This is a genomic window from Mycolicibacterium vulneris, from assembly GCF_002104765.1.
In the GTDB taxonomy this organism is placed as follows: domain Bacteria; phylum Actinomycetota; class Actinomycetes; order Mycobacteriales; family Mycobacteriaceae; genus Mycobacterium; species Mycobacterium vulneris.
Genome location: NZ_NCXM01000005.1, coordinates 198,915 through 218,019 on the forward strand (window position 1 = coordinate 198,915; position 19,105 = coordinate 218,019).

Consider the following 19,105-nt stretch of genomic DNA (forward strand, 5'->3'; position numbering starts at 1 on the left):
GCTTTCAGGCGATCCCGAAATCGATGATGCCCCGGACGATTTTGCCGTTGAGCAGGTCGTCGTAGGCGTCGTTGACCTCGTCGAGACGATAACGCTTGGTGATCATCTCGTCGAGCTGAAGCTGGCCCGTCTCATAAAGCCTGGCCAGCCGGGAGATGTCCGCCTTCGGATTGCACGAGCCGAATATGGTGCCCGCCAACGTCTTGTTCATCAGGATGAAATCCTGCAGGTCGATCTTGACCGACCGGGTCAACTGCGACGTCATGCCGGTGAGCACGCAGGTGCCGCCCTTGCGGGTGAGCTTCACGGCGTCGCGGACGTCCTCCTGCGTGATCAACGAGGGCGAGACCACCACCGCGTCGGCCATCACTCCGTAGGTCAGGCCGCGCACCAGATCCAGCGCCTCGTCAATCGTCGCCGCGCTGTGTGTCGCGCCGAACTGCAGTGCCGACTTCTGTTTGAAGTCAACCGGATCCACCGCGACGATCTGCGCGGCGCCGTTGATGCGGGCTCCCTGGATCGCGCCCGTGCCGATCCCGCCGACGCCGATCACCACGACCGTGTCGCCGGCGCGCATGTTGGACCGGTTGGCGACGGAACCGTAACCGGTCGGGATGGCGCAGGACAGCAGGGCGCTCGATGTCAGTGGCAGGTGTTGCTCGATCTTCACCAGTGAATTCGTCGATACCACAGTGTGTTCGGCGAATGCGCCGATCTTGGCGATGTGGCCGAGGCTGTGGCCGTCGGCGGTGTGGTGGCGGAACGTGCCATCCGTCGGCATCCCCGGGATCATGGTGCCGATGCCGACGTCGCACAGGTACTCGACTCCGCTGGCACACCAACGGCATTGGCCGCACACGGCCACGAACGACATCACCACGTGGTCACCCGGCTCGAAGTCGGTGACGTCCGGGCCGACCTCGCGCACGATGCCGGAGCCCTCGTGGCCACCGATCGTCGGGAACATGGTCGGCAGCCCCATCGATCGCATCACCTCGTTGGGCGCCGACATGTCACCTTTGAGGATGTGGTCGTCGGAGTGGCACAAGCCGGCCGCCGCCATCTGCACCAGCACCTCGCCGGCCTTGGGGGGATCGAGCTCGAATTCCTCGACGGACCACGGCCCGCCGACGTCGTGCAGGATCGCTGCGCGGCTTCTCATGCGGCGGGGGCGAACGTCACCGGAAGCTTGTTCGGCGACCGGAAGGTGAGCCCGACGATCTTGGATTCCTCGCCGGTTCCGTCGTCGGGCACGAACGCCAGATTCTCGACGCGGTCTAACAGGCTGTTCAACATGACCCGGGTCTCCAGCCGGGCCAGGTGCATGCCGAGGCACATGTGGATTCCACCGGCGAAGGCGATGTGGGATTGCCGCGGCCGGCGGATGTCGAATGTATTGGGATCGGTCCAGCGGGTCTCGTCACGGTTGGCCGAGCCTATGCACATGTCGATCTGGGCCTCGGCAGGGATTGCCTTACCACCGATTTCGACCTCTTCGGTTGTGGTCCGCATGACCATGGTCAGTGGCGTTTCGAACCGCAGGCCCTCCTCGATCGCCATCGGTATCAGTGACCGGTCCTGGTTGACCATCGCGAGCTGTTCGGGGTGGGTCAGCAGCAGGTACAGCAGATTGCCCGATGAGCGATAGGTGGTCTCCAGGCCGGCCGGGAGCAGCAGCCGCAAGAAGGCGATGATGGCCTCGTCGGTGAGTTTCTCGCCGTCGATCTCGGCGGCGACCAGGTCGCCGATGATGTCATCGGTGAGCTTGCGCCTGCGCTGCTCGACCTGTTTGAGGAAATAATCGTAGAGTTCTGTCGCGGCGTTCAATCCCGCCTCGATGTCGGTCGGGATCGAGATCAGGTCGAGGGACAACCGCCGGAAGAGGTCCAGGTCCTCGGCCGGCAGGCCGAGCAGCGTCGAGATGATCCGGGTGGGAAATTCGAAAGTCACCGCCTTGACCAGATCGGCTTGACCGTCGTTCTTGATCTCGTCGACCAGTCGATCGCAGACCGGCCCGATGACCGACGGTTCCCAGCGTTGCAGCGCGGTCGCACGGAACGCCTTGGCCACCAGGTTGCGGTGATCGTGATGTTCCCGGCCGCCCATCGCCAGGATGGTGTGTCCCATCACCAACCCGATCGTCTTGTCGTAGGCGGCCGACGTGAAGATCCGGTCGTCGCGAAAGGCTTGGGATACACCGTTGTAATCGAACAGGACCCACTCGTCACTGGGTCGCAGCTCCTCCGGCAACTGGGTGTTATCGCTCAGGGACCCGTGCCACACCGGGTCGGTATGACGCATGTGTTGAAAAAACGGGTAGGGGCTGGTTTCACCGGTGAAATCGAGTGAAGGTACGACGGGCTGACCGTTCGGGCCGGTGCTGAGCGGCATCAGCGCTCCTCCTGAAACAACGGATAAGGCGGTTCACGCGGACCGGATGACGAGTGCCCGCGAAATCCACGGCGGGTGTACCGAGCGGAAAATAGCTATCATAGTATAGATAGCAACGAAGCCCAATGGCTCGTGCTCGCCGGGGCCGACGGCGACCGATTCGCGGCGTGCCGAAGGCCGACTCGATATGGCTCCATTTCTACCGCGGCACCGGCCCGCCGGGCTCGTTCGCGGCGCCGAGCACCTGGTGTGTCACCCGCTAAAAGCGCAGGTCTACCTTGAAGTTGGTTTACGGTAAGGCTGACCTTCCGGGACCGCCGATGAGCCCGAACGACGAGCCCGAACAATGAGTTGATATGACACAGACGAACCTGGCCCGGCCGCACGGCCTCGGCCGCATCGATCCGGTGCTGCGCGATGCCGCCGTGGAGTTGGGCGCCTTCGAATTCCGCGCCGAGACACTGCCGGCCGAGCGCGAACACGCCAACCTGCTGGCCGCGCAGCGCGCCGCAGCGGCCGATACCACTGGTGTCTACATCGATTGGCGCTCCATTGCCGGTCCGGACGGTCAGCAGCTGGGTCTGCGTTTGTACCGCGGCCGCACCGAATCCTCCGCGCCGCTGGTGGTGTACGCGCATGGCGGCGGGTTCGTCACCGGGAATCTGGAGACCGACCACGCGCACTGCGTGGAGCTGGCCCGTGACGGCGATTGTCTGGTGGTGTCGGTGGACTACCGACTGGCCCCTGAATATCGGTGTCCGGCGGCGCTCGACGATGTCGAGGCGGCCTTCCGTTACGCCGTCGAGAACAGCGCGGAGCTGGACGCCGACGCAAGCCGCATCGCGGTGATGGGCCGCGATGCGGGCGCGGCGCTGGTCGCGGGTCTGACTCAGCGCATGTTCGACCAGGAAGGTCCGGCGATACTGATGCCGATCCTGCACCAGCCGATGCTCGATTCCGATGCCACGCCGTCGCGTCGGGAATTCCAGCGCACCCCAGGTCTCAACGGTCCGGCCGTGAGCCGGGCGTGGAACCACTATCTCGGTGACGCCCGCGCCAACGGTCAGCACGTTCCCGCGCACCGGGCCAATCTCGAGGGCCTGCCGCCCACCTTCGTCAGTTGTTCCGAGATCGATCCGTGCCGGGACGAGGCCATCGACTACGCCAACCGGCTGTTGCACGCGCACGTCCACACCGAATTGCACGTGATCGCCGCGACCTTCAACGGGTTCGACTCGATGGTCCCCGATTGGGTTGTTTCCCAGGAGAATCGGGCGCTGCACGCGCAGGCGATGCGCCGCGTGTTCGCGATGTAGCGCAATTGTGTGCGCGCGACTCCGCCAACCGTCTTGACTTACCTTTACCGACTGAACTCCGGTATCTCTTACCGTATCGAGCGTTGCTAACATCGGAATCGGCAGCCAACCGAGGACCGATCGGGCGGATGATCAAATACTCAAACCGATTCCGTTGCAGCCGCAGCGATCGAATGTCAAGAAGGATCCCCTCGGCACTATGACCACCCTCGACTCTCCCGAAAAGATCCTTTTCACCTCGACCACCCAGGCTTTCCTGGAAAAGGAAGCGCCGCTGCGCCGGGTGCGGGAGCTGCACACCGCGGGCACATCATTCGATCCCGCGTGGTGGCAGCGCGCCGCGGAGCTCGGCTGGACAGGCCTGCTCGTGCCGGAGGAGTTGGGCGGCGGAAGCGTCTCGGAGAACGGCTTCGCCGACCTCGCGATGGTCGCCGAGCAACTCGGCAAGACGGTGGCGCCCGGGCCGCTGTACCCGGTCAGCACCGTGCTGGCCGGGCTTGTCGAGTGCACGAACTCCGGCGAGCACGCCGACGCCATCGAAGCGCTGATAGCGGGTGAAGCCGTGGCGTCGTGGGCGGTCTGTGAGCCGGGCCGGGGCTGGGCACCGCTGGATCCGTCGGTCACGGCCACAGAAACCGATTCCGGTTACCGCATCGACGGCGTCAAGGACCGTGTCGAGGCGGCCGCCCAGAGTGCGCTGCTGCTGGTGGTGGCGCGGTGCGGCGCGGAGATTCGTCAGTTCCTGGTCCCGGCGGACGCGCCAGGAGTCCGGATCGAGCCCCAGCAGTCGGTCGATCTGGTCAAGCAATACGGCCGGGTGCACTTCGACGGCGTGGTGGTGCCGCGGTCGGCGGCCGTCGGCACCGCCGGCGAGACGGCTGCGCTCGTCGATCGACAAAGCCAGATCGCCCAGGTGCTGCAATGCGCCGAGGTGGTCGGTTCCCTGCAGACGGTGTTCGACCTCACCGTGCGGTGGGCGCTGGACCGGCACACATTCGGTCGCCCGCTGGCGTCGTATCAGGCGCTCAAGCACAAGTTCGCCGACATGAAGCTCTGGCTGGAAGCCTGCCGCGCCACCACCTCGGCGGCGGTCGCCGACGTGGCCTCCCGCGCGCCGGAAGCGAATGTGTCGGCCAGCATCGCCAAGTCCTACGTGGGCGAGATGGCGGGGCAGATCGTCCAGGCGTGTGTGCAGATGCACGGGGGCATCGGCGTCACCTGGGAGCACGACCTGCACCTGTACCTTCGCCGGATCACGCTGTACCGCGGCATGTTTGGGACGCCGGAGGAGCATAATCTGCGCGTGTACGAGTTTGAGAAGGCGGGTCGTTCGGCAAAATGAGGAAGATCCGATGACGTCGACCGAGTCGGTTGCGGAGTTCGCCGCCCGGGCCAGGGCGTGGCTGGCGGACAACATGCCCGCCATCGACAGTGAGGCCCCGCCGGCCGCGCCACGTGACGAGGAACGGTCCTGGCTGAGGGCCAGAGAGCTGCAAAAGCGTTTGTACGACGGCGGATTCGCCGGCATCTGCTTCCCCCGCGAGTACGGCGGCCTCGGGCTGGACTACGAATACCAGAAGGCCTTCGATGTCGAATCCCTCGACTACGAGATGCCGTTGATTCTCAACACACCGACGTTCACCATCTGCTGCGCCACCCTGCTCGACACCGGCAGCGAAGACCAGAAGAAGCAGCACATCGCCGCGGCGCTGCGCGGTGAGGAAGTGCTGGTGCAGTTGTTGAGCGAGCCCAGCGGCGGATCGGACCTGGCCGGTGTCCTCACCCGGGCCGAGCGGCGGGGTGACCGTTGGATCATCAACGGCGCCAAGACCTGGAGCACGAGCGCGTTCGCCGCCGATTACGGCCTGTGTCTGGCCCGCACCGACTGGGACGTGCCAAAGCACGAGGGCCTGACGATGTTCCTGGTGCCTATCGCGCATCCGGGAATCACGTTGCGGCACATCACAATGCTGAGCGGTTCCACCGAATTCTGCGAGGAGTTCCTAGACGGTGTCGACGTCGCAGATGACGCCGTCGTCGGCGAGGTCAACGGCGGCTGGGCGGTGGCATCCCGGCAGCTGTACCACGAACGACGAGCGGTGGGGCAGGGGTCCGAGTTCGCCAGCGGCAGCGGCAGCGAGGGCGGCAACGCGATTCCGGTCGACTACGTGGCGCTTGCGGAGAAGACCGGCCAGGCCGACAACGAGCGCGTGCGCGAGATGGCCGGTCGCGCCCTGGTGCACCGCGCGGTGGCCGAGCAATTGATCGGTCACGTGTACCGCAGCGTCAGAGACGGCGCGCTGCCGGCGGCAGCCGGAACGCTAATTAGGCTGTTCCACTCCGAGACCACGACCACCGACGTCGACACGGCGCTGGCGATCGCCGGAAGCGCGGGCGTGGTGGGGGAGCGGGGCGCAGGACTCGAAACGGGCCTGCGGTATCTATCCCGGCAGACGGTCGCCATAGGCGGCGGCACAACGGAGATGGCCCGCAACGTGATCGGCGAGCGGGTGCTGGGCTTCCCGCGGGAGTACGCCGCCGATCGTGGGGTTCCGTTCAATCAGGTGCGGCACGGCGAGCGAGCCGACCGGGCCTAACCCTCGGCGACGACGTTCTCGGCGAGGCCGCTGACCACCGGGATCTGCACCAGCGACAGCACGTGGTGCGCCGGGCTTCCCGGCGGGGCCACCAGCACGTACTCGCTGCCCTGTCGGAGCGCCCGCTCGCGGGCGGCGGCCAGCGCGCTGACGCCCGCCGATCCCAGGTGGGTGACGGCGGTGAGATCGACCGTCAACGGCGCTACGCCGGAACGGCTTTCGACCGCGATCTGACGGTCCAGGGTGGAGGCGGTGTTGGAGTCGACGTCGCCACTGACCACGATGCGGCCCGGTTCGCTGACTTCCGAGACGAATTCTGCATTGGCCGTCCGCCGATCGGCCGCCCAGCTGACCACCGAATCGGTGACGAAATTCGCCGGCCGCGAAAGTTGGTGCGTCACACTGGCGGTCGTCCCTTCGGCGCCGTGACTGACGTGCGCCTCCGACACCAGGGCCTCGGCCATGGCAAGGCCGCGGCCGCGGCCCGTCTCGCCCTCGCGGTGGTCCTTCCACCGTCCGTGGTCGGTCACCGAGGCGTGCAGGTTGCCGTCGCCGGACAGTGCCGCCTCGACGACAACGCCGTCGGGGACCTCGGCGGCATACCCGTGCTCGACCGCGTTCTCGACGAACTCCGAGATCGCGTGCACCACATCGGAGATATCCTCGGTGTCGGCGCCGAGCTCCGACAGCCACTGCCGCAGGCGGGTGCGCACCGTCCGTGCGGTCCGGATGGTCGCGTCCAGTGTCAAGTGCAGGGGTGCGGGCGGCGTCCGGCGTTGCGCCGCAAGGAGTGTCACGTCGTCGCTGTAGCCCGTGGAGCGCAGCAGTAATTCCAGTGTCTCCGAGCAGATTCGGTCGATCGGGCGCACCGATGATTCGATGACGAACCCGCGCTGGCCGCCGACGATGTTTGCGGCCAGCTCGGCGAATTCAGCGGTGCTGGCGCCCAGCGGCCGGCCGGGTCGTTCGATCAGACCGTCGGTGTACAACAGGATCGAGTCACCCACGTCGAGGAATTCGGTGCGCACCGGAAAGCCGGTGCCGCTGCCGAGCGGGCCGCCGCCGGAGGGCTCGAGATAGCGTGCGGTGGCATCCGCCGTCACCAGAAGCGGCGGCGGGTGTCCGGCGGTGCAGTACCGGAATTCGCCGGTGCCGAAGTCGAGCGAGCCGACGCAGATGGTGGCCGTGTTCGAGCCGGGAACGTGCTTGCGGAAACGGTCGACCGCCTCGAGCGCCTCGGCGATCGGATATCCCGCGACGACCTGCATCCGCAGCGCGGTGCGCAGCTGCGACATCACCGCGGCCGCTTCGACGCCGTGACCGACGACGTCCCCGACGACGAGCACCAGCCGGTCCCCGAGGGGTATCGCGTCGAACCAGTCACCACCGGCCGCGGTGTCCTCCGCGGCGACGAGGTACTGCGCGGTCACGTCCGCGCCCGGGATGATGGGCACCGACGGTGCCAGTAGCGCCTGCTGCATCACGGTGGCGGAATCGCGGACGTTGCGGTACCGCTCGGACATCTCCTCGAGGCGTGCCTCGGCGGCCATCCGCGTCTGCACCCGGCTGGTGACGTCGACGAAGGCCAGCTGGACGCCCTCGATCGAGCCGTCCTCTGCGCGGCGCGCCGTGACGATGAAGTCGAAGTAGTGTTCCTGCGCTCGTCCCTCGCCCTGGAAGTCGGCCTGCACCCGCCATTCCGTGCCCGACTGCGGCTCGCCGGTTTGATATACCCGGTCGAACATGTGCAGGATTTCCTGGCTCTCCAGCTCGGGATAGATGTCGCGCACAAATAGCCCGATGGAGTCAATTGGCGGACTGAGGGTGCGGTAAGCCGCATTGACCGCGACAAATCGGTGGTCGGGCCCCTCGAGCCCGACCAACAGCGCTGGGACGTTCTCGAAGACGCGGCGTACGTCGTCTGCCGCGCCGACGGTTCTGTCCCAGTCCTTTTCGGCCACCATCTGGCCGTTCCTCCTAGCAGCCGCCGGGCGGCCCGAAAGGGGGCCGACTCGAAAAACCGGGTCAAATGGGCTGACCTTTGCACACGTAGTTGTTCAGACTAGCAATCGTTCTTGCAATGCGTATTGCTACAGGCTGATGCCGGTCTCGTCGGTGTCGGCAATTGGCTGACACGTGCGACTGATGACTGCGAAAATCGCGGCCCGCCAAACCGCCGAGCTGCCCGTTTGCGGACGTGCGGGGCGGGTACGTGGCCGATCTCGTGGCGCGACGCGCGATTGCGCTCTGGCGGCGTCTCCTGTCGTCCCCTGCGCTGACGTTGAACGGTTGGGTGGTGTTCAACCTGCCGCGCACGGTAACCGCTCTGGGCGGGGGGCTTTTGACCGGGCTGGTGGGGGTGCACGTCTACATGCTGGCCGCCGAACCGGACCTGCCCCGCTATTTCGTCGCCTATGTGCTGGTGTTGGCCGGCGCGTGCCTGACCGCGGCGAGCGCCATGGTGGTCGGCGTCAAACCTGCTGTGCCCCAGGCGGGTTGGTACCTCGGCAGTTTGGTCTGCTCGGCATTTCTCGCCCTGTATCTGGTCACTCGGTGGGTCAGCCTGCCCGGGCTAGTCACGATGACCGCGCGATGGGACTTCGCACCCGGAACATTGGGGATGGCTTGCGCGGCGGCGTTTATCGTCGTGCATACGACGGTGCTGTCGGGCATCAACGTGGCCTATCCGCGACGCCAGCAGTGGTACGACTGACGGGGCGCCGGCATGACAGTGTTGGACTATCCGGTATGGCTGCGCATCGACCATTGGCTGAACGTCTTGTTCGTGACTAGCGCGACGACGTCGACGAGCCCACGCCGAGCTGCGCGCGGCCGGGCAACGAAATGAACGGGCTGTAATCCTCTTCCTCACCCAGGGTGTCGTAGATCCTGCTCCACGGCATCACCTTTCGGGTGAAGCGCGCCCACTCGGTGCCCGGCTTGCTGTCGTCGTGCCAATACAACTTCGGGTGGGTGGCCAGGATCTCGATTCCGCTCCGCAAAATGTCCGAGTCGTTGCAGCGCCTCGATCTGATCGGTGAGGAACGCGACGTCATCATCGATGTTGACCGGCGCCCGTTGTTCGGTGCCGCGCTCATCTGCCCTGCTCACTCCGACGCACCGCTTGGTGACCGCGGAATCGCGCACCATGGTGGCGTATACCCCGATTCGGGCGGACGGACGCCGGCATCGCCCAGCGGGTCGCCGCGAAGTGCGGCAATGGGTCTGCGGCGTCCCCGCTCTCGCGGCTGCTCCCGTTTACGCCCGGCGCCGGAGGGTACTTGGAAGGAATCATCGAGCAATTGCGCGACATCCTCAACGGCGCGCGGCCGCAGGACTCGCAGAAGTTCCGGGAGGTCGGGATGGCGCATGTTCCCTCGGTCATGCTGACCTCGGTCGAGGGCCCACACATGGCCAAAGGCGAAAAGTTCGGCTTCTTCCAATTTGGCGGCTCCGACATCATCGTGCTCGTCCAAGAGGGCGTGGATCTTCGGTTGCCGCGTGGGAGATGGCGATGAGTGACCTACCAGCGCAGTTCTTCGACGGATGGCAGCCGGCGATCTACGCGGCGCTCAAGGCGCTTGCCTTATTCACCACAGCGGTAACGGCTTTCCGGCTCGTGCTGCGCCGGACCATCGCCGAGTTCACGCCGTTCGACTGGGTAACCGCGGTCGCGGTCGGCGCCATCGTGGGACGTACCGCTACTGCCGCCGACACCTCGTGGTTCACCGGGACCGCGGCGCTGCTCACTCTGATCGCCGCCCACGACCTCGTCGCCCGGCTGCGCCTGATCCCGCGGGTTCGCCGACTCGTTGACCCGCCGGTGCGCGTCCTGATCAGCGACGGCCAAGTGGACGATGCAAACTTAAAGGGCTGCAGGCTGACTCGAGGAGATTTGGACGCCATCTTGCGTCAACACGGTCACCAAACGCCCGCCGACGTCCGCCTCGCGTTGTTCGAGACCAAGGGCGTCGTCTCGGTGCTCGGTGATGTCGAACCGCCGAGCACCGGGCAGCGATCAGGCTGAGACCGGTTTCTTCGCCGGCGCGGACACCTTCATGAGCTTCATCAGGTTGCCGCCCATGATCTTGGCGATATCGGATTCGGAGAAGTCGGTGAGCTCGTCAACGAAACTGATGGGGTCTTTCAGGCCCTCGGGGTGCGGCCAGTCGGAGCCGAACATCACCCGGTCGGTGCCGACCATGTTGACGATCTCGGTGAACCGGTCCTCCCAGAACGGGGTGATGTAGACGCAGCGCTTGAACGCCTCGATCGGGTCCTCGCTGAACGATTGCGGCATCTTCTTGTAGACGCCCTTGAGGCCCTTGAACAGGTCCGGTACCCAGTCGGCGCCGTTCTCGATCGACAGGATTCGCAGCTCGGGGTTGCGGGACAACGCGCCGTGGCACACCAGGGCACCCATTGCGTCCAGGATCGGCCGATGGCCCATCGCGAAGCTGCGGAACGCGGTCGGCTTGAACGGCAGGAACTCGTCGCCGGGCTCCCACACGTTCGCGAACTCGGAGTAACCGCTGTCCGAAGCGTGCATTGAGACCGGGATCTCGGCCTTGATGCAGGCCTGCCAGAACGGGTCGAATTCCTCGAGCCCAAAGGATCGGCTGCCCTTGTAGCCGGGCACCGGCGCCGGGCGGACCAGCACGGTGCGGGCGCCGCGCTCCAGGCACCACTGCAGCTCTTCCAGCGCGCGGTCGACGATCGGCAGCGTGATCACCGGGGTGGCGAAGATGCGGTCCTGGTAGTTGAACGTCCACTGCTCGTGCATCCACTCGTTAAGCGCGTGGATGACGTCGTGGGTCATCTCCGGGTCGTCCTTCATGCGCTCCTCGACCAGGCTGGCCAGCGTCGGGAACATCAGCGCGTAGTCGATGCCGAGCTCGTCCATCACCTCGAGGCGCGCGCCCGGCTCCCGGAAGGCGGGGATGGCCTTCATCGGCTCGCCGAGGATCTCGCGGTAGGTCTTGCCCTGCGCACCGTTGCGGAAGTAGTCCTCCTGGGCGCCTGGCCTGGCGACCTTTTCGAAGGTCGGGTTAGGGATGTACTCGCTGATGTGGCCGCGCACAACGATTTTGGTGCGACCGCGAACTTGCACGTAGTCGATGACGTTCTTGCGCTTGTCCGGAAGGTACTTGGTCAGCGCTTCCTGCGGCTCGTACATGTGGTTGTCTGCGTCGAACACCGGGAAGGAAAGTTCGCGAGAGGGCATGGCGATCTCCTTGGAAAAATCTTAGATTCTCACGGCCTGGTAATGACGTTACCACTTCTGCCTAATTAGGTATACTGGTCCGCGGCCGCTCCGGCCGGCTCACGCGTCCGGCCAGCTGGGGAGCTGTGGTGTTTTCCCCTCGATCACGGCGAAATTCACCGTCGCCGTAGCGCGCAGTTCATCGTCGCCGTCGCCGTAGATGTCCACCTGCATCACCATCGCGCGGCGTCCGGATCGCAGCATCGTGGGTACCGCGAAGGCCGAGCCCTGGCGGACCGGCCGCAGGTATCGGATGAAGAGGTCCGCGGTGGTCATGGTGGTGCCCGGTTGCAGATAGTCCAGCCCGAATTGTCCGCCCGCCACGTCGACGAGCGTGGCGATCAGGCCGCCCTGCAGCGCGCCGGATGTGTTGACGACCGCGGGGCTGACCGGCATGGTCATGGCGAATTCGCCGTTGCGGGTGCCGGGGCGCATGCCGATCTGGGCGAACAGCTCGGCCAGCGACGGGGCGGCCGATTCTTCGTCGGTGTCGCGGGTGCCCAGGGCACGGCTGCAGAAGTCATAGAGCTGGCCGGCGTCCACCGGTGATCCGTTCAATTCCGAACCGAGCCAATGCAATCGCTGCGCACCCATCATCGTCTGCATGACGATGGCGGCCGCCGCGCCAACATCCAGGCCAGGGTTGAAGACTCCCTCGGTGATGCCCTGCCCGACGATGTCGCGAATCAGGCCGTGCAGGGGAGAGAGCACCCGGGCGTATTCGCGGGGCCGGGTCTCGGCCAGGTGCTGGTTGTAGAGGGTCAAAGCCCGGTTGAGGCTGTCCTGGGTGCTCGACTCGGGCTGCTGGCTGAGCCGGTCGATCAGTAACTTCAGCGCCGAGGTGCTGTCCATCCCCGTGGTTTCGGCGCGCCACGCCTGCACCGATTGGGCGATGGTTCGGTCGAACAGCGCCAGCAGCAGTGCGTCCTTGCTGCTGAAGTGTTGGTAGAAGGCGCGCAGCGACGTCTTGGAGCGCGCCACCACCTCTTGCACGGTGAAGTCCGTGCGGCCCGTCTCGCCCAGTATCGCCACGGCGGTCTTGATGAAGCGGTCGCCACGGGTGATCTCCGCGTCGTCGCTGGGGTCGGCCATGAGCGATTCGTCCCCTTCCGTAGCGCGCTGGTCGTGCTATGAGAATGAGGTTACCGCGACTGGCGGCCCGAGGTGGCGCTTACGCCTTGGGGCAACGACGCATCCTTTCGCTGCTGCCGGCCGTAGTTGTTGCAACGAGTGGCAAAAGTCTTGCGCTTGATTTCGCTACCGATCCCAAATTGCGGGAACTAGAAGGGCGGCGGTTCCGGGTCGGGCGGATGACCCTGAGTGGTGAGCGGTGGTGCCGCCCGACTCGTTTCGCAGGCGATGCGGGCTTGAAGTACTGCGCGGTTATGCCGGCGTTCGCCGGCGATGTACTGCGCGCGGTTGTCCGCGCGGGTTCGCCGCCGTTGCGGCATCATGGCGGCACGATCGGTGAGGCGGTCGGGCTGCCAAGGCCGGGATATCTCACCGGTTGGCGCGCACAAGGACGGAAACAGCAGTGCGCTGCCCGGGGTGGTCACGTAAGTGTGCCCCGACGGAGAGCACCAGATCACGGTGCCGTCAGGCAGCTGCTGGTCCTGCCATCCCCAGAAGGTTTTGATCAGATGATGTTGTCGGCAAAGGCATTTCAGGTTAGATGCGTGCGTCGCGCCGGCCTGAGAGTGCGGGATTGTATGGTCGAGATCGGCTTCGGTTGCGGGGCGGTCGCACCCGGGGAAGCGGCACGTCAAATCCCGGCAGCGCACGAAGTCGGCAAGCGCCTGTGAAGCGACGTACCCGCGCTCCGGCGGTGCGTCCACGGGATGCACCAGGGGTCGCTGTTTCGACGATTCGGCAAGGTGCGCAACCAACTCCGCAGGGACGGGAACGTCGGCGCCGATGATCGAACCGGGGTCTGGTGAGGCACCGTCAACGGTGGATTGGTTGGCCACCACGTGGATAACGACCGGGCTGGGCACCGAGCGCGCGCCGGCGGAACACGTCGGCTGGCCGCAGCGACACTGCAGCCGTTCGGCTCCGGCCGCCAATGCCCCCATCGCATCGGCGCGACGCTGCTGCAGAGTTCGCGGATCACCTTCACAAACCGTGCCGGCCAAGGCATTCAGCCGAGCGTCCACGGCGTGGGCATCGGTGGTGAACAGTGTTGCCTGAACCTCTGACAGGCCGTCGCCGCCATCCCAGATCGAGAATTCGCGACCCGCTTGGTGTTCGCGGCGTCGCCGGACTGCGTCGCGATCTGCCCGGGCCACCACCCGATCCACCGCAGCGGCCAGTCGCCCGCGCGTCATCGTCGGCCACCGCTGCACTCTTAGCGCGAGCGCGGTGTCGACCGCGGCCATCACCTCGGCATCGTCGATCAAGTCGGTGCGGAACACAATCGTCTGGAACGTCAAATAACTGATGTCACCGGAGACCAGCGCGGAGCCGACTCTTGGTAGCCGATTCCGCATGGCGCGCGAATAGTTCAAGAAACTTGACGCAAGCGCCTGGCTGATTCCCAGCGCGGCGGCGATCTCTGCGGATATGGAATCCCACGTGTCGGAAACCCAGGTCTCGCGTTCCCCGTATTGGCGCAGCCGCAGCATGTCGAGTTCGCCAATTGCCACCAGGCGCTCACCGGCAGCTCGGTTCTCCGCGCGGGCCGACGAACGGATCCGTTCCAGCAAGGCCGCGGACTCCGGCGTAGCGGCCGGACATAGACGCGCGAACATGGCGTCAAACCGGGCGATCACCTCTGGTGGCGATCCACGGCCCGTGGTGGTTTCGAACATACATTCGACTATAGGGCGCGGCTCTGACAAGCCTTCGCGCGTCAGCCGCCCCGGGCCTCGATCATCGCCGAGCGGTTGACCTTGGTCGCCGCGGTGCGCGGAATCGCGTCGACGAACTCGACGGTCTTGGGCGCCTTGTAAGGGGCGAGGCGATTCTTCGCGTACTCGATCACCTGCTGCTCGGACAGCGGCGCGGCGCCGTCGGTTTCGGCGCGCTGGATAACCGCGTGCACCCGGCGTCCCCATTGCTTGTCGGCCAGCCCGATCACGACGACGTCGGCGATGCCGGGGTGGCCGGCGAGCGCGGACTCGACTTCGGCCGGAAAGACGTTGGCGCCGCCGGTGACGATCATGTCGACGCGGCGGTCGACGATGTAGAGGAAGCCGTCCTCGTCGAGGTGGCCGATGTCGCCGGCCGAGCGGAAGCCGTCCTCGGTCGACGGCAGCGGGGGCGCCCCGCCCAGGTAGCGGTACCCCGCGCTCATCGGCGCGCGCAGGTAGATGTCCCCGTCCTCGCCGGGCCCCAGCGGCCGTTTGTCGGCGTCCAGGATCCGGATCTCGGTGTCGCGGAAGCCGCGGCCCACACTGCCCGGGTGGGCGAGCCACTCGTCGCCGCGCAACGCGGTGAGCCCGAGGTTTTCGGTCATGCCGTATGCCGTCACCATCTGCTCGGGGCTGAGCAGTTCGAACCAGGTGTGCAGCAGCGACGGCGGCATCACGGCGGCGCCCTGCAGGACGAAGACGATGCTGGACAGGTCCCGCTGCCGCACATCGGGCCGGGCCGCGATGCGCGCCAGCATGGTGGGCGTGGCGGTGAAGTTGGTAATCCGGAAACGTTCGATGACATCGAGAACCAGTGCTGCGTCGAACTTTTCGAGGATTACCAAGTGGTCGCCGGCCAGCATCATCAGGAAGGTGGCGAAGCCGTTGGTGTGATACATCGGCGCGGGCACCATGATGGTCTGCGGCTGGGCCACCGGCGTCCAGTTCGACAGGAACGGTTCGCCCTGCTGCGGGATCCACAGCGACGGCGCCAGGTTGAGGATCACCTTGGGCACACCGGTGGACCCGCTGCTGCAGATCCCGTTGGCGGTGGGGGAGACGGCGACCGGTAGGGCGTCGGCGGACTCGGCGGCCGCGCGGGCGTCGAGCTCCCAGCGGCTCTGTTCGTCGACGACGACGGCGGGGTCGATCACCGCCCGCACCCGATCGCGCTCCCACTCGGGCAGGTCCCAGTGCATGGGGACCGGAACCGCGCCGATCTTCCAGCACCCCAGCGTGGCGAGCACAAGATGCCGAGAATTCGGGATAGCAAGTGCGACAAATGAACCCGTTTGGACGCCGCTGGCGGCCAACGCCCGCCCCCACTGGTTGGCGCGGGCATCGAGTTCGCCGAAAGTCAGCGGCTCCGCGGTGCCGTCAAGCGCGACAATGGTGACGCCCGGATCGTCGCGCCGCTCTTCGGCCAGCTGCTGCAGTTTGATCCCGAATGGGACTCCCTCGTCGAACGGATTCGGCGTCACCGCGGCCGCGGGGGATTCGGTCATGCCGATACCGGCTCACTGAACAGTGTCTCGAACGACCCGTCCGTCACGCAGGGCATCAGGCGCAAGGCGAGCTCTTCGGTGCCCAGCGGCAGCCGCATCAGCGGTTGGGTGTGCCGATCGAGCACGCTGACGTCGGACTCGTCGCAGAAGCCCAGCGCTCCGAGCAGCTGGTGGGACGAGCGCATCACCTGTCGTGCCGTGTCGGCGGCCTTGAGCCGCAGAATCAGGGCGTCGGCCGAATGAATCTGCGTTGGAAGCGAATCCGGGCGGCAGATGGTGTACTTCGCGAGTTCGTGCAGCCCGCGGACCGCGACGGCCGCGTCGGCGACGGCGAATCTGACCGCCTGGAAGTCCGCGAGCGGCTTGCCGAACTGAATCCGGGCACGCACATGCTCGGTGACAATCCGCAACGACTGCTGCACCGCTCCCAGAATCCGCCATGATCCCAGCACGAGATGCAGGTTAACGTCGGCGGCGGGCACGGTTCCCTCGGGTGCGCTCAAGGTGGCCGGGACCAGGAACGGCCCCAGCTTGGCGCCGGTCCGCGCCCCCGGCTGCGGCCGGTACCGATTGCCGTCCAGGTCCGCGGCCACCCAGTCGCCGGCCAGGTCGCCGTGGTCGATGCGCGGGGCAGTCGGATTGACCAGAGCCAGGCGCGCGCCGTCGATCGCCAACAGCTCCTCCACCAACGGGTACGGGAGCACGGTGGCGCCGGCGGCCTGACAGAGCACCGCCGCGGCCAGTAGGTCATCCGCCGCAGAGCGGACGTCGAGGTCGAACGCGCCGACATCGTTCAGCGCGGCACGCGCGGCATCCCGGATAGCGTCGTCGGTCTCGGCGCGCAGCGCGGCCGGCGGTCCGCCCAAGCGGGTCAGTCGCTTGCCGGCGACGGCGGCGAAGTCGCTGATGTCTTGTGGTAGATCGGTTTTCACCTGTGTTCTCCCAATACGTCTCGTGCCACCAGCATGCGCTGCACCTCGATGGTGCCCGATGCGACGGTGGCCGCTTGCGCGTAGCGCCAATGGTCTTCGATGGCCCCGTGCAGTGCAGCGGAGGTTCCGCTGTCCAGCGCCGTCGGGCCCAGCACGTCGAACAGCAACTCCGCGACGAGTTGATCGCACGTCGTGGTGATGATCCGCGCCGCACTGGCGGCCGCCCCCGCAGCCGGGTCGTCCTGCAGTGAGACCGCGCGATAGGCGAGCAGCCGGGCGACCCGTAGGTCGACGAGCGCGCGCACCCACCGGGTGCGGATCGTTTCGGGCAGTTGATCCCAGTCGTCGCCGAGCTGGGCGCGCATGCGTTCGAGCAGCGATTCACAGCGCGCGTAGCGGGCGATGCCCACCCGCTCGAACGCCAGGGCTTCACGCATCACCCGCCATCCGTCGCCGACCTCGCCGAGCACGTCACCGGGGAACGCCTGCACGTCGTCCAGGAACATCTCGTTCAGGTGGTGGGGTCCCAGCATCGACGGGATCGGCCGGACGGTGAAGCCGGCCCGGTCCATCGGGATCAGAAACAGGGTGAGCCGCTTATGTTTTGGAGCCTCGGGGTCGGTGCACGCCGCCAGGACGCACCAGGATGCCATCAGCGCGTACGACGTCCACACCTTCTGGCCGGTGATGCGCCATCCGTCGCCGTCGGCGACGGCGCGGGTACGCAGCGACACCAGGTCGGTGCCGGCCTCCGGCTCGGAAAAGCCCTGGCACCAGATCACGTCTCCGGAGGCGATGGCCGCCAGGTGCTTGGTCTTCTGTTCGGCCGTCCCGTACCGCATCAGCGCGGGCCCGACCCAGTTGATCCCCATGTACTGCGGACCGCGCGGCTCGTGTTGGGCCCACATCTCCTCGCGCAGCACCGTCTGCTGCCAGACCGAACCACCGCCGCCGCCATGCTCTTTCGGCCACGCCAGCGCCAGCAGCCCCTCGGCGGCCAGCAGTTTGCAGAACGTCTCGGTGGTGGCGAGGTCCTGCGGGTTCTCGGTGCAGGCACCCAAAAAGTCGGCGGGGATGTGGTTGGCAACCAGCTCGCGCAGATGTCCGCGAAGTCGTCCGGCGTCGTCGCCGAGGTCGTAATCCATGGTCGTCATCCCTTCGGCAGCCCGAGCAGCCGCTCGGCGATGATGTTGCGCTGAACCTCCGACGTCCCGCCGTAGATCGTTGCGGCCAGCGCGTCCTGACGTTCGAACAGCAGATCCGGATCGGTGGCCGAATCGGGGCCCGCGGCGGCCGCACTCAGTTCCCAAACGCGCTGTAAGGTAAGCGATCCGAGCAGCTTCATGGTGTCGGCTTCCGGGCTGGGCCGTCCCGCGAGTTCGTTGCCCAGCGCGCGATATCCGGTGGCCCGCAACGCTTCCGCATCGGCCAGCAGCGAACCGAGTTCGGCGTACACGTCCTGGCTCGAGTCCGCGGCGCCGGCCTCGCGCACCGAGGCCAGCCCCCGTTTGATCTCGACCCAGTTCATGATCCAGATCATCTGGCGCTCATGGTGTAGCGACGACAGGGCGACGTTCCAGCCGCCGTTGAGTGGCCCCAGCAGGTTTTCGGCCGGCACCGCGACGTCGTCGAGGAAGACTTCGCAGAACGTTTCGTCGGAGATCGACGCCATCCGGATGGGCTCGACCCTGACCCCGGGGGAATGCAGATCGAGGATGAGGCAGGAGATGCCGCGGTGTTTGGGGGCTTCCGGATCGGTGCGGGCGTACAGGGTGCACCATCGCGACAGGTGCGCCTGGGTGGTCCAGATCTTGTGGCCGTCGACCCGGAATACGTCGCCGTCGAGCACCGCGCGGGTGCGTAGGCCGGCAAAATCCGACCCGGCCTCGGGTTCGGACATGCCCAGCGCCCACCACTCGTCGCCGCGCAGCAGCGGGACGAGCAGACGCTCGATCTGGGCGGGCGTGCCGAACTGGCGGATGCCGGGCGCGGCCACGCCGGGGCCCTGAATGTTGGGGAGTTTGGGTGCGGACCGCAGCGCCGCCTCGATCCGGACTTCCATGGCGTCGCGCAAGCCCAGCGAGCGGCCGCCGTGCTCGCGCGGCCAGGTCGGTTGTAACCACCCGGCCTCGAACGAGGCGCGCTGGTAATCGCGCCGCAACCCGAGATCCCAGCGGTATTGCCGATAGTTCGCGTAGTAGTCGTCGGGCAGAAACTCCGCCAACCACGCGCTGAATTCCTCCACCACCGGG

16 protein-coding genes and 1 pseudogene are annotated in these 19,105 nt (G+C 66.5%); 6 read left to right on the forward strand and 11 right to left on the reverse strand.

What is annotated here, in order from left to right; genetic code table 11:
* Window positions 1-4: 4 nt before the first annotated feature.
* Entirely contained in the window at window positions 5-1,162 is a 1,158-nt protein-coding gene (locus B8W69_RS06985) for a Zn-dependent alcohol dehydrogenase (RefSeq protein WP_085289169.1), read from the reverse strand.
* Window positions 1,159-2,391 carry a cytochrome P450 gene (locus B8W69_RS06990; RefSeq protein WP_085289170.1) on the reverse strand — a complete coding sequence of 411 codons (1,233 nt, stop codon included), beginning with the start codon at window positions 2,389-2,391 and terminating at the stop codon, window positions 1,159-1,161. The genes B8W69_RS06985 and B8W69_RS06990 overlap by 4 nt, the downstream gene beginning before the upstream one ends.
* 356 nt (window positions 2,392-2,747) lie before the next feature.
* Between B8W69_RS06990 and B8W69_RS06995 the strand changes: the two genes are divergently transcribed.
* From B8W69_RS06995 to B8W69_RS07005, 3 genes are all read left to right on the forward strand, one after another.
* Window positions 2,748-3,707, forward strand: coding sequence for an alpha/beta hydrolase (locus tag B8W69_RS06995; protein ID WP_085289171.1), 960 nt, complete (start codon window positions 2,748-2,750; stop codon window positions 3,705-3,707).
* A gap of 199 nt (window positions 3,708-3,906) precedes the next feature.
* Window positions 3,907-5,049 carry an acyl-CoA dehydrogenase family protein gene (locus B8W69_RS07000; RefSeq protein WP_085289172.1) on the forward strand — a complete coding sequence of 381 codons (1,143 nt, stop codon included), beginning with the start codon at window positions 3,907-3,909 and terminating at the stop codon, window positions 5,047-5,049.
* 10 nt (window positions 5,050-5,059) lie between these two features.
* Window positions 5,060-6,304 carry an acyl-CoA dehydrogenase family protein gene (locus tag B8W69_RS07005; protein ID WP_085289173.1) on the forward strand — a complete coding sequence of 415 codons (1,245 nt, stop codon included), beginning with the start codon at window positions 5,060-5,062 and terminating at the stop codon, window positions 6,302-6,304.
* Here the strand turns inward: B8W69_RS07005 and B8W69_RS07010 are convergent.
* Window positions 6,301-8,268 (reverse strand): SpoIIE family protein phosphatase, encoded by a 1,968-nt coding sequence (locus B8W69_RS07010; RefSeq protein WP_085289174.1) that lies wholly within the window; start codon window positions 8,266-8,268, stop codon window positions 6,301-6,303. The genes B8W69_RS07005 and B8W69_RS07010 overlap by 4 nt on opposite strands.
* 248 nt (window positions 8,269-8,516) lie before the next feature.
* Between B8W69_RS07010 and B8W69_RS07015 the strand changes: the two genes are divergently transcribed.
* Window positions 8,517-9,017, forward strand: coding sequence for an oxidoreductase (locus B8W69_RS07015; RefSeq protein WP_085289217.1), 501 nt, complete (start codon window positions 8,517-8,519; stop codon window positions 9,015-9,017).
* Between the two features lie 97 nt (window positions 9,018-9,114).
* Here B8W69_RS07015 and B8W69_RS07020 read toward each other — a convergent pair.
* A pseudogene (locus B8W69_RS07020) lies at window positions 9,115-9,363 on the reverse strand (hypothetical protein); the annotation flags it as partial.
* A gap of 222 nt (window positions 9,364-9,585) precedes the next feature.
* Here B8W69_RS07020 and B8W69_RS07025 point away from each other — a divergent pair.
* A complete protein-coding gene (locus B8W69_RS07025) occupies window positions 9,586-9,822 on the forward strand; it encodes a phosphatidylserine decarboxylase (protein ID WP_245843154.1) in 237 nt (78 codons plus the stop codon).
* Window positions 9,819-10,331 (forward strand): DUF421 domain-containing protein, encoded by a 513-nt coding sequence (locus B8W69_RS07030; protein WP_085289219.1) that lies wholly within the window; start codon window positions 9,819-9,821, stop codon window positions 10,329-10,331. Before B8W69_RS07025 ends, B8W69_RS07030 begins: the two co-directional genes overlap by 4 nt.
* Here the strand turns inward: B8W69_RS07030 and B8W69_RS07035 are convergent.
* The 7 genes from B8W69_RS07035 to B8W69_RS07065 all read right to left on the reverse strand — a co-directional run bounded on the left by B8W69_RS07035 (window position 10,323) and on the right by B8W69_RS07065 (window position 19,101).
* Window positions 10,323-11,528, reverse strand: coding sequence for an amidohydrolase family protein (locus B8W69_RS07035; protein ID WP_085289175.1), 1,206 nt, complete (start codon window positions 11,526-11,528; stop codon window positions 10,323-10,325). The genes B8W69_RS07030 and B8W69_RS07035 overlap by 9 nt on opposite strands.
* A 99-nt stretch (window positions 11,529-11,627) precedes the next feature.
* Window positions 11,628-12,659 carry a hotdog fold thioesterase gene (locus B8W69_RS07040; RefSeq protein ID WP_085289176.1) on the reverse strand — a complete coding sequence of 344 codons (1,032 nt, stop codon included), beginning with the start codon at window positions 12,657-12,659 and terminating at the stop codon, window positions 11,628-11,630.
* A 188-nt stretch (window positions 12,660-12,847) separates the two neighbouring features.
* The gene (locus tag B8W69_RS07045; protein ID WP_085289177.1) at window positions 12,848-14,374 is read right to left on the reverse strand and encodes an HNH endonuclease signature motif containing protein; all 1,527 of its coding nucleotides are present in this window, start codon (window positions 14,372-14,374) and stop codon (window positions 12,848-12,850) included.
* A gap of 41 nt (window positions 14,375-14,415) precedes the next feature.
* On the reverse strand, window positions 14,416-15,921 hold the full coding sequence (locus B8W69_RS07050; protein WP_085289178.1) for a class I adenylate-forming enzyme family protein: 1,506 nt from the start codon (window positions 15,919-15,921) through the stop codon (window positions 14,416-14,418).
* Entirely contained in the window at window positions 15,918-16,853 is a 936-nt protein-coding gene (locus tag B8W69_RS07055) for an acyl-CoA dehydrogenase family protein (RefSeq protein ID WP_085289179.1), read from the reverse strand. The genes B8W69_RS07050 and B8W69_RS07055 overlap by 4 nt, the downstream gene beginning before the upstream one ends.
* The gene (locus B8W69_RS07060) at window positions 16,850-18,007 is read right to left on the reverse strand and encodes an acyl-CoA dehydrogenase family protein (RefSeq protein WP_181447346.1); all 1,158 of its coding nucleotides are present in this window, start codon (window positions 18,005-18,007) and stop codon (window positions 16,850-16,852) included. The genes B8W69_RS07055 and B8W69_RS07060 overlap by 4 nt, the downstream gene beginning before the upstream one ends.
* Window positions 18,004-19,101, reverse strand: a complete 1,098-nt coding sequence (locus tag B8W69_RS07065; RefSeq protein WP_181447350.1) for an acyl-CoA dehydrogenase family protein — start codon at window positions 19,099-19,101, stop codon at window positions 18,004-18,006. Before B8W69_RS07065 ends, B8W69_RS07060 begins: the two co-directional genes overlap by 4 nt.
* Between the last annotated feature and the right edge of the window lie 4 nt (window positions 19,102-19,105).